Origin of the sequence: Dyella sp. (genome assembly GCF_036746095.1) — a bacterium.
Classification (GTDB): Bacteria; Pseudomonadota; Gammaproteobacteria; order Xanthomonadales; family Rhodanobacteraceae; genus Dyella_B.
Genome location: NZ_DAIOEU010000030.1, coordinates 22,515 through 31,597, shown reverse-complemented (window position 1 = coordinate 31,597; position 9,083 = coordinate 22,515). Strand labels below are relative to the sequence as shown.

The 9,083-nt window shown below is 59.4% G+C and carries 5 protein-coding genes; 2 read left to right on the top strand and 3 right to left on the bottom strand.

Going from position 1 to position 9,083, the window contains the following annotated elements; all coding sequences use genetic code 11:
• Positions 1–48: 48 nt before the first annotated feature.
• The 3 genes from fabD to V7M64_RS13125 form a co-directional block, all read right to left on the bottom strand.
• Positions 49–3,465, bottom strand: a complete 3,417-nt coding sequence (fabD, locus tag V7M64_RS13135) for an ACP S-malonyltransferase (protein ID WP_333679644.1) — start codon at positions 3,463–3,465, stop codon at positions 49–51.
• A 238-nt stretch (positions 3,466–3,703) separates the two neighbouring features.
• On the bottom strand, positions 3,704–3,916 hold the full coding sequence (locus V7M64_RS13130) for an MbtH family NRPS accessory protein (protein WP_333679643.1): 213 nt from the start codon (positions 3,914–3,916) through the stop codon (positions 3,704–3,706).
• 691 nt (positions 3,917–4,607) lie between these two features.
• Positions 4,608–4,880: a hypothetical protein gene (locus V7M64_RS13125; RefSeq protein ID WP_333679641.1), complete on the bottom strand. Its 273-nt coding sequence runs from the start codon at positions 4,878–4,880 to the stop codon at positions 4,608–4,610.
• Positions 4,881–5,042: 162 nt separating this feature from the next.
• Between V7M64_RS13125 and V7M64_RS13120 the strand changes: the two genes are divergently transcribed.
• Together V7M64_RS13120 and V7M64_RS13115 are read left to right on the top strand one after the other, a co-directional pair.
• Positions 5,043–6,542, top strand: coding sequence for an ATPase domain-containing protein (locus V7M64_RS13120; protein WP_333679639.1), 1,500 nt, complete (start codon positions 5,043–5,045; stop codon positions 6,540–6,542).
• Entirely contained in the window at positions 6,535–8,592 is a 2,058-nt protein-coding gene (locus V7M64_RS13115; protein ID WP_333679638.1) for a PAS domain-containing protein, read from the top strand. The genes V7M64_RS13120 and V7M64_RS13115 overlap by 8 nt, the downstream gene beginning before the upstream one ends.
• Positions 8,593–9,083: the final 491 nt, after the last annotated feature.

Sequence of the window (9,083 nt, the reverse complement as noted above, 5' to 3'; positions counted from 1 at the left end):
GCATCCAGCGACGCATTTTTTTGGAGCTGCCAATCTCCGCGGCAGTCGTCAGGCGACCAGCGAATGGGATGCGGCGTGGACCGCATCGGCGCGTTCGGCGCGGTTTTCCCGCACACCGAGGAACCGCGCATAGGAGCGCGCAAGGTGTTCCGCCGCAGCGTCCATGATCTTGATCGCGATGCGATCCACGTGCCGCTTGCTCCAGTGCTCCAGCTCCGTGCCTTTCACCCATTGGTTGAACGAACCCAGGGCGGGGCCGGTGTGGATCTGGTAATTCACGCGGTCGCTGCCTTCACCTTCCATCGCGATGCGCGAGCTGTAGGCGAAGTACCAGCGAAACACCAGGGCCATCTTGTGCTTGGCGTTGGCCTCGGCCTTGGCGATTTCATGCTCGCGGTTCACCGACCTGAAATAGGCGGCCGTCTCGCGCCAGATCTCCTCGAAGGTTTTCTTGAAGAACGTGCCTTCCAGTTGCCGCCGCGTGCGCTCGGGAATGTCGTCCAGGCTGTCGTAGTGGCGATAGAGCGAAAACAGCTTGTTCGCACGCGCGGGGAAGAACACCGATTTCTTCATCACCTGGATCTGCGCGCCGAGTTCGAACATGTCGCCGGCCGGTGCGTACTCGGTGTCATGGATGTCCATTTCCTGCAGCATCGACTTGCCATCCGCACTCATGCCCGCCTCCACCGTGCACTGGTTGACCGACCCGGTAAGGATGAAATCCGCGCCCATCAGAAAAGCCGCTGCCGCCGCTTCCGGACCGCCGATGCCGCCGGCCAGGCCCATGCAAAGCGGCTCTTCATAACCATGCATGCGCTGCATCTCGTCGCGCATGCGCAGCAATGGCGGCAGCATCACGGCGGCAATGCCGCCGTCGGTATGGCCGCCGGAGTCGGCTTCCACGCAGATGTCGTGGCTCATCGGCACGCGTTGCGCAAGCTTGGCCTGTTGCGGCGTCACCAACCCACGCTGCAGCAGCCGCTCCACGATCATCGCCGAAGGCGGGCTCATGAAAGCCTTCGCCACTTCGGGACGCGACACCTTGGCGATAACGCGATGATCGCAGACGACACGGTTGCGCGCATCGGTGCGCAAGCCTTGCAGGCGAAAACGAACCAGGGCCGGCGTCATCTGCATGAACGCGGCCGCCTCCACGTTGCGGATGCCGTATTTCAGGTAAAGATCGACCACCGCATCTTCTTCGGCGGGATAGTCGTAGTTGGCGAGCAGGTTCATGCCGTAGGGCTGGCCGGCATTCAATTCATCTTGGATGCGAACGATGTTGGCCTCGATCTTCGCCGTCGACAGCCCGCCCGCGCCGAAGAAACTGAGAAAACCGGCCTTGCCCATCGTTATCACCAGCTCGGCGGAAGCCACGCCGCGATACATGCCACCTGCCATATAGGCGTATTCAAGGCCAAAGCGGCGGCGGAACACGTCGCTGCCGAGCGACGTTGCCAGGACACGCGGTTCACCATCGCGGCGGCCTGCCAGATGGCTTATGTCGCTGGACGTGCCTGCCGTGGGCGGCTCGTGCTCCATGCTCTTGAGCGGCAGCACTACCGCTGCCTCCTCCACCGCATTCTCGACGATGGGGGTGGTCTTGGCCTTGATCTCCTGCACCATCTTCGAAAGCACGCTGGCGCCGATCTCGTGGAACTCGACCTCGCCCCTGCCCAGCACGTAGCGGATCGAATCGACCCATTGCACCGGCGAGGCGATCTGCGCCGCCAAGGTTTCAGCGATGCGCGCGGAGTCGTAGGGCCGCGCCGTGGCATTGGCGATCACCGCCACTTGGGGTAATGCGAAGGTGAACGATTGCAGGAACCTGGCGAATTCAGCCTGCGCGGCGCGCATGTGGCGGGAATGGAACGCGGCGCTGACGTTCAACATCACGCAGCGCAGATTTTTCTTTGCGAACAGCTCGGCCGCTTCGGCGAGCTTGTCCTTGCGGCCGGCAACCACCGTTTGCGTGGGTGAATTGATGTTGGCGATGTCGATCTGGTCGAGCCCATGCTGGTCGAGCATGGCCCTCACTTCCCGCGCCGCAATGCCAAGCACCGCCGCCATGCCGCCGCCGCTGGCGGCACCCATCAGCTCGCCGCGTTTCTTCACCAGGCGCAGGCCCGTTTCGAACGAAAACACGCCTGCGGCAAGCAGGGCGTTGTACTCGCCCAGGCTGTGTCCTGCGAAAAAATCCGCCCGCTCCGGCCGATGCAGGTAATGCAACGCATTGACCACGTACAAGGCAGGCTGCGTGTACTGTGTTTGCGAGAGCAGCCCCTGCGGATCATGCAGGCACAGCTCTTCCAGCGAATAACCAAGAATGTCGGATGCGCATGCGACCTGTTCCGGAAACAACGGAAAGAGATCCTTGCCCATGCCCTTGAATTGCGAGCCCTGACCGGGAAAAACGATGGCTTTCATAGTGCGTGACTCCATGCTGCGCCCGTCTTGAATGTGCTTGCCCTGATCTGCCGGTATGACCGGGTGAAATGCCTGGTTTATTCCGCGCGCGGCGGGCCGATAACTTGCCTTCACGCCGGCCAGGCGCTGCATGTCGCTGCCCAAGGGCGACATGACGTAGTGGATGGAAGACGCCGAACCTGCCGGCAGCGCGTACTTCAGGAACGTCGCCAAGGTTCCGCCGGGGCCGACGTCGATGTAGCGGTAGTCGTCGTGCGCAGCGAGCTCTTTCACGGCATGTTGGAAGCGGATCGGCTCGCGCACCACCGACCAGAAATGATCCGCAGAAAGCGCTTGCAACGGCTTGGCCTGCGCGCAACAGGCCAGCGGCACACTGCCTTGGCGCAACGCCAGCGTGCGAAGGAATGCCTGATAGGAAGGGCCGGCGGCATCGATCCAGCGCGAATGAAACGCATAGCCGACGGGCAATGTTTGCAGCGTCATGCCAAACCGGCGCAGGTGGCTTTCGACTTGCGCGGCATGCGAATGCGGCAGCGACAGCACGGCGTGCGCGTCGAAGTTGACGGCGGCAAGCTCGCATAGGGCAAGCAGTTCGGGCGCCAGGCAACGCTGCCAATCGCCCATCATCGCGATCATGCAGCCACGTTGGCAATGCGTTTCGACCGCCATCGCCTGCTCGATCACCGCCAGCAGCGCGTCGCCCGGATCGATATGTCCAGCCACGGCGGCCGCGGCAAACGTGCCGAGGCTGGTGCCAAGCACCATGTCCGGCGTGATGCCCGCATCGACCAGCGTCGTCGCCAGTGCATGCTCCACCATGAAGATGGCGGCATGGCTGTGCAACAGGCGATCGAACGGCGCCCCGCGGGCATGCCGCTCGTCAAAGAGCATGGCCACGATCGATTCACCGCAACGCTCGCGGAACACATCGTCGGCCTGCAGCATGGCGGCGCGAAAAACCGCGTCGCACTCAAACAGCTCCCGCCCCATCTGGAAGTGATGCGAACCCTGCCCCGAAAATAGCAATACCGTTTTCACGCTAGCCACACGACACACGCAACACGAACCATGATTCCACGTTGAATCACGCCACTACCGGTGCATTGATCGTTCAATGCATGCATGGCGGACAGTGGAAACATCCGCCACAGGCGTACACGAGCCTATGCATGGCCTCCATCACTGCGAACAGCGAAAACAACCGGCGATCGCAGCGCTAAAAACAAATCGCGCACAGCATGCCGCTGTTTTATTTCATTTCATCGCAAGCAACGCGCTAGCCGGAATGAGTGCGCGCTTGCAGCGAACGCGGGCGCATATCGGTCCATGCCTCGTCGATGAACGCCAGGCAGCATGCTTTCGATCCTTGTTTTCCCGCTTTGGTCCAGCCATTTGGCACGATCTTATTTATCGGCCAAATCGAATATTGCCCTTGCTGATTGACGACGACCGCATAATCGGTTTCTTGCTGACTCGATCCGGTTGACATGCCTCTCTCTCGAAAAAAAGAAAACAAAATCGACCTTGCGCTTTAAATAGGACAAATAGCGAAACTCGCGAAGAAAATAGCTTGGCCTGATCCCCCCATGCTTCGCCCAAGCCGCTAGCCTCCCGCACAGGCAGGTGCAAGATGTGCAGTTCCAGGGCACCCCTCGACGCTCCGAAGTCGCGTCCCGATGTCTTCGACATGCGCGCAACACACATCCCATTGTGCGCGCGCCACGAGTACTGGAATGCCTATCCCAGCACATATGGGCGTGATGGAGACGTGAAAATCCGAGTGGATAATCCGTTATGTGATTTTTTGATGAAGATAAAAGGCGCGTTGCGACATGACGAAATATTTGGTGCAGCGCTGCGCGAGAGGTGCGCCTTGCCTTTTTATACCGTGCACTTCGACATCCCATTTTTACCGTATTGACGGGCCTCGCCCGCTGTAATGGCGATAAGTTCACGACCGAGTACTCAGTACGTTCGATTGGCCTTGCGTTTCCTCGCCATTGGCTCTTTCTGGCCGAAGCGCAACTCGGGTTGGCCGGGGGTGGCTATCTGTTTATCGGCATGGAGTGCGATGGCGCACCGCTCACTTGGCTTTATGATCCTTATAGCAAGCCTCCTAAAAAAGACGGCGAGTCCGTGCCTGTATGAGCATGTAGGAATTCGCTTGCAACGACATCTACCTATACGCGATGGGACAAAAGCCATGACTGCGGTTCGTCGCCGGCCTGCAATTTACAGCGGACAGCAAGCAGATCATCGAATCCGATGCGTTCATGGTGCCCTTCCGCGCTGGGGGTAGAGCCCAATGACCAGCCTTGCGCAATGCAATGCAAATGGTTGTTTTGAATATTCAGGCGCGACGCTTTTCCGGATTTTTTGGCCAGTTTTTTTGCCGCCTCCACTACCTTACTGATATCGATATCTACACAGCGCCCCGTATCTGTCGATCGCAAAAGTCCTCCCCCCACCGACTCCAGCCTGAGCGTCCTTCATCCAAAAACGACGTTCCCAAACATCAACATCCCAACAGCTACGAATGCTTCACGTCCTGTGTACGGTTCCGGTTACAACCATTGCTTTTCAATCTGTGATCTGTGTTTGAACCGAGGCAAGTCATGTCTTTGTCCGCACGCTGCAGTACCGGTAATCCTGGTCTCGACGCGATCCTGCATGGCGGTCTTCCGGCGGGTCATCTTTACCTGCTGGAAGGACAGCCAGGCTCTGGCAAGACGACTTTGTCGTTGCAGTTTTTGCTGGATGGGGTACGCCACGGCGAGCGATGCCTCTACATCACCCTGTCGGAAACCGCAGAAGAACTGATCGAGGTGGCCGCGTCGCACGGATGGAACCTGGAAGGCATCGAACTGTTCGATCTGTCTTCGGTGGAAACCGTACTGGGCAACGACCGCAACCAGTCCGTGCTTCATTCCTGGGAAGTCGAGCTGGGTGAAACGATCCGGCTGATCCAGGAAAAGATCGAGCACATCGCGCCTCGGCGCGTGGTGTTTGACAGCCTGTCCGAGCTACGCTTGCTTGCCCAGGACCCCTTGCGCTACCGACGGCAAGTCTTGGCCCTGAAGCAATACTTCTCCCCTCGCCACATCACGGTGCTACTGACAGATGACCTGACAGGCGGGCACTCGGCGCACGATACCCAGCTGCACAGCCTCAGTCACGGGGTCATCTCGCTCGAACGCTTCACCTTGGAATTTGGCGCTGCACGCCGGCGACTGCAGGTGCAAAAGCTGCGCGGCGCGACCTTCATCCGCGGCTATCATGATGTGAATATTCAAACCGGCGGGGTCGAGGTTTATCCTCGCCTTATTGCTTCCCAACATCATGTCGCGTTTTCCAACGATCCGGTCCCGAGCGGCATCACTCAGCTCGATGCGCTGGTCGGAGGTGGCATTCGTCGGGGAACCAGCACCCTGCTCACGGGGCCTGCCGGCACCGGCAAAACCACCCTGGCGCTTCAATACATCGCCGCCGCATGCGCGCGCGGAGAATGCTGCTATTTATATGAGTTCGATGAGCGCATCGGTACGTTATTCAACCGCGCGCAGAGCATGGGCATCGATCTGGAGCCTTATGTCCAAGCCGGCTGTCTGACTGTTTTGCAGGTTGATCCGGCGGAGATGTCGCCCGGCGAATTTGCCTGGCACGTCAGCCAGGCCGTGCAGGGGAAGGCATGCAAGATCGTGGTGATCGACAGCCTCAACGGTTACCTGACGGCCATGCCGGAGGAAAAACAGCTATTGCTGCAAATGCATGAGCTGCTGGCCTTTCTGAATCAATCAGGCGTTACCACCTTCCTTATCAACCCTCAATTCGGATTGGTGGGCTCCATGGACACCGGGCCGCTCAATGTTTCCTACATCGCCGACGCGGTCGTGCTCTTTCGGTTCTTTGAAGCCGGCGGCCGCATCCGAAAGGCCATATCCGTGATCAAGAACCGCAGCGGTAAACACGAGGAAACGATCCGCGAACTTCGCATTGACAGCCGGGGATTGCAGGTGGGCGAACCCTTGACCGACTTCCAGGGCGTACTTACGGGAACCCCGGAGTTCATCGGCAATATCGCCGCGCATGCCCTGCTGGAAGGTCGAGATGCATAGGGATGCCCCGCATGGTTATCGAGTGCTTATTGTGGCGCCATGGGAGCGCGATGCGGAAAGCTTGGCAAAGGTGTTGACCCTGGATGGTTACCACACCACCGTCTATCCGAATCTGGCGGCTTTGGCAGAACACATCGACGAAGACACCGGCGTCGTCCTGCTTACGCAAGAAGCACTCAAGCAAGGCACGGAACCGCTTCGAAACGTGCTGCAACGTCAGTCGACCTGGTCAGACGTGCCGTTTGTAGTGCTTCGTTCGGTGCGAAGCGGCCATGTTCCAGTGACCGTGCCACTGCCTCGCGAAGTCATCAACTGCATCGAACTCGAACGTCCGATCAGCTCGTCATCCCTTATCAGTGCCGTCGCCACGGCTATGCGGTCGCGGCAAAAGCAGTTTGAAATCCGCGATCGCCTCGCTGACCTTGCCGCCAGCCAGAAAGCACTCGCCAACAGCGAAGCAGAGTTGCGCCTGATCGCGGACGCCCTGCCCGTTCTTATCGCCTTTGTGGATACGGATTTGCGCTACCGCTTCGTGAATCAGGCCCATCAAACCTGGTTTGGCGTCTCGCCTGCCAGCATGCTTGGAAAAACAGTGGAAGAAATATTCGGCACGCCCTATTGGGAAACGTGCAAGGAAGCGATGCAACGCGCTTTGGCTGGCGATGAAACCCGCATCGAATGGAGCCGCCTGCGCCTGGATGGAGAACAACGGGTCGCCGAGATTCGCTACATCCCCCGCCGTCAGGAAGACGGACGTGTGGATGGCATTCACATCCTTGCTACCGACGTCACCGAACGCAAAGCCTCCTTGCAGGCCGCGCAACAGTTTGCCGCAACGCTGGAGCGCAAGGTCACCGAGCGAACGGCCGCGCTGCAAGCAGAAATACAAGCGAGGTCGGAAAGCGAAACGGCATTGCGGCAGGCGCAGAAAATGGAAGCCGTCGGCCAGCTAACCGGCGGCATCGCCCATGACTTCAACAACATGCTCACCAGCATCATCGGTGCGTTGGACATTATCAGCGTGCGCCTGAAAGACGGACGAGTGGATAACCTCGACCGGATGATCCGCGCCGCCTTCGATTCCGCAAACCGCGCAGCGGGCCTTACCCAGCGCCTTCTCGCCTTCTCGCGCCGCCAATCGCTCGATCCCAAGCCGGTGGATCTCAATGCGCTCGTTCAATCCATGTATCTGCTTCTGAGCCAGACGTTGGGCGAACGGATTCAGGTCAAAGTGAATCTGGCGCCGTCGTTGGACAAGGCGATGGTCGACGTCAACCAACTCGAAAGCGCCCTGCTCAATTTGAGCATCAATGCCAGGGACGCCATGCCGGATGGCGGCCAGCTTCGCATCGCCACACGCTATGCCTCGGCCGTTCCGTATGTGCGCGAAGGTTTTGCCGCCAATCCTTCCGGCTATGTGGTGCTGGAAGTCACCGATACCGGCGTGGGCATGGAGCCGAGCGTCAAGGAGCGCGTCTTCGAACCTTTCTTCACCACCAAGCCGCTGGGTCAAGGCACGGGGTTGGGCTTGTCGATGATCTACGGTTTCGTGGAGCAGTCCAAAGGCTATATCGACCTGCAATCCACGCTTGGAAAAGGCACCACGGTGGTGCTCTATCTTCCCGTCGCGCCACTGGAACACCTTGCTGCCCACGTCGATCCAGGTACGCAACTTCCCAAGGGCGAAGGCCAGCAGATACTGGTTGTCGAAGACGACGACCAGGTGAGATTCCTGGTGAGTTATTTGCTCGAGGAGTTGGGTTACCGGGTCACGACGGCACGCGATGCGGCGTCCGCGATGCCTCACCTGTCTGATGCGGCGCGCATCGACCTGTTGATTTCCGACGTGGGCCTGCCAGGCATGAATGGACGCCAGCTCGCCGAACTGGTGCGCCTGGACCACCCGTCCGTCCCGGTTCTCTTCATGACCGGCTATGCCGAATCCGCCGCCGTTCAATCCGAATTCCTGGGCGAGAACATGGCGATCATTACCAAGCCGTTCGCGCTGGATGATTTTGGCCGAGCCGTTCGACAGGCGCTGGCGCATTGAAATTCCGCGCACGAGCAAGCCGTTGCTCAATCCTACGGACCGCTGGTCGGGCACACGCTTTTTGCGATGCAGCGTGACATCTCGCGCTCACGGCGTATTAATTTGCAGCACAAGAATTAGATCGATCCAAATAATAGGATGATTCAGGATGATGCCGCCGCTGCGGCAGGCCTGAATAGGCTCGAAGAAGGGTGGAAAAAAGCCATGACCGCACGCGTTCACGCGCGCGTGAGTGTGGCCGCTTTCCGCCGCAAAGGTAGGGAGCTCGCTGTCGTATGAAAACTGCAGTCGTCCGACTTCCCGTAACGAGAGACCTGCGCGCCGCATGCGTGCCGGCCTTCGTCCTAACTGTTGCCATCGACAGCGATCGCACCAGCGATCCCATGTGGCGACACCAGAGCCGCGCGCCAAGCGCACCACACCAGTAGACCTGAAGCATTCCACGGCCGGCTTGCCGCGTCGCCATGCGCCTCGATGTTTAGATCGATCCA

Excerpts from the sequence above, each read along its gene's own strand:
- V7M64_RS13130 (WP_333679643.1), bottom strand. The coding sequence starts at position 3,916 with ATGTCAACCGGATCGAGTCAGCAAGAAACCGATTATGCGGTCGTCGTC.
- V7M64_RS13120 (WP_333679639.1), top strand. The coding sequence starts at position 5,043 with ATGTCTTTGTCCGCACGCTGCAGTACCGGTAATCCTGGTCTCGACGCG.
- V7M64_RS13115 (WP_333679638.1), top strand. The coding sequence starts at position 6,535 with ATGCATAGGGATGCCCCGCATGGTTATCGAGTGCTTATTGTGGCGCCA.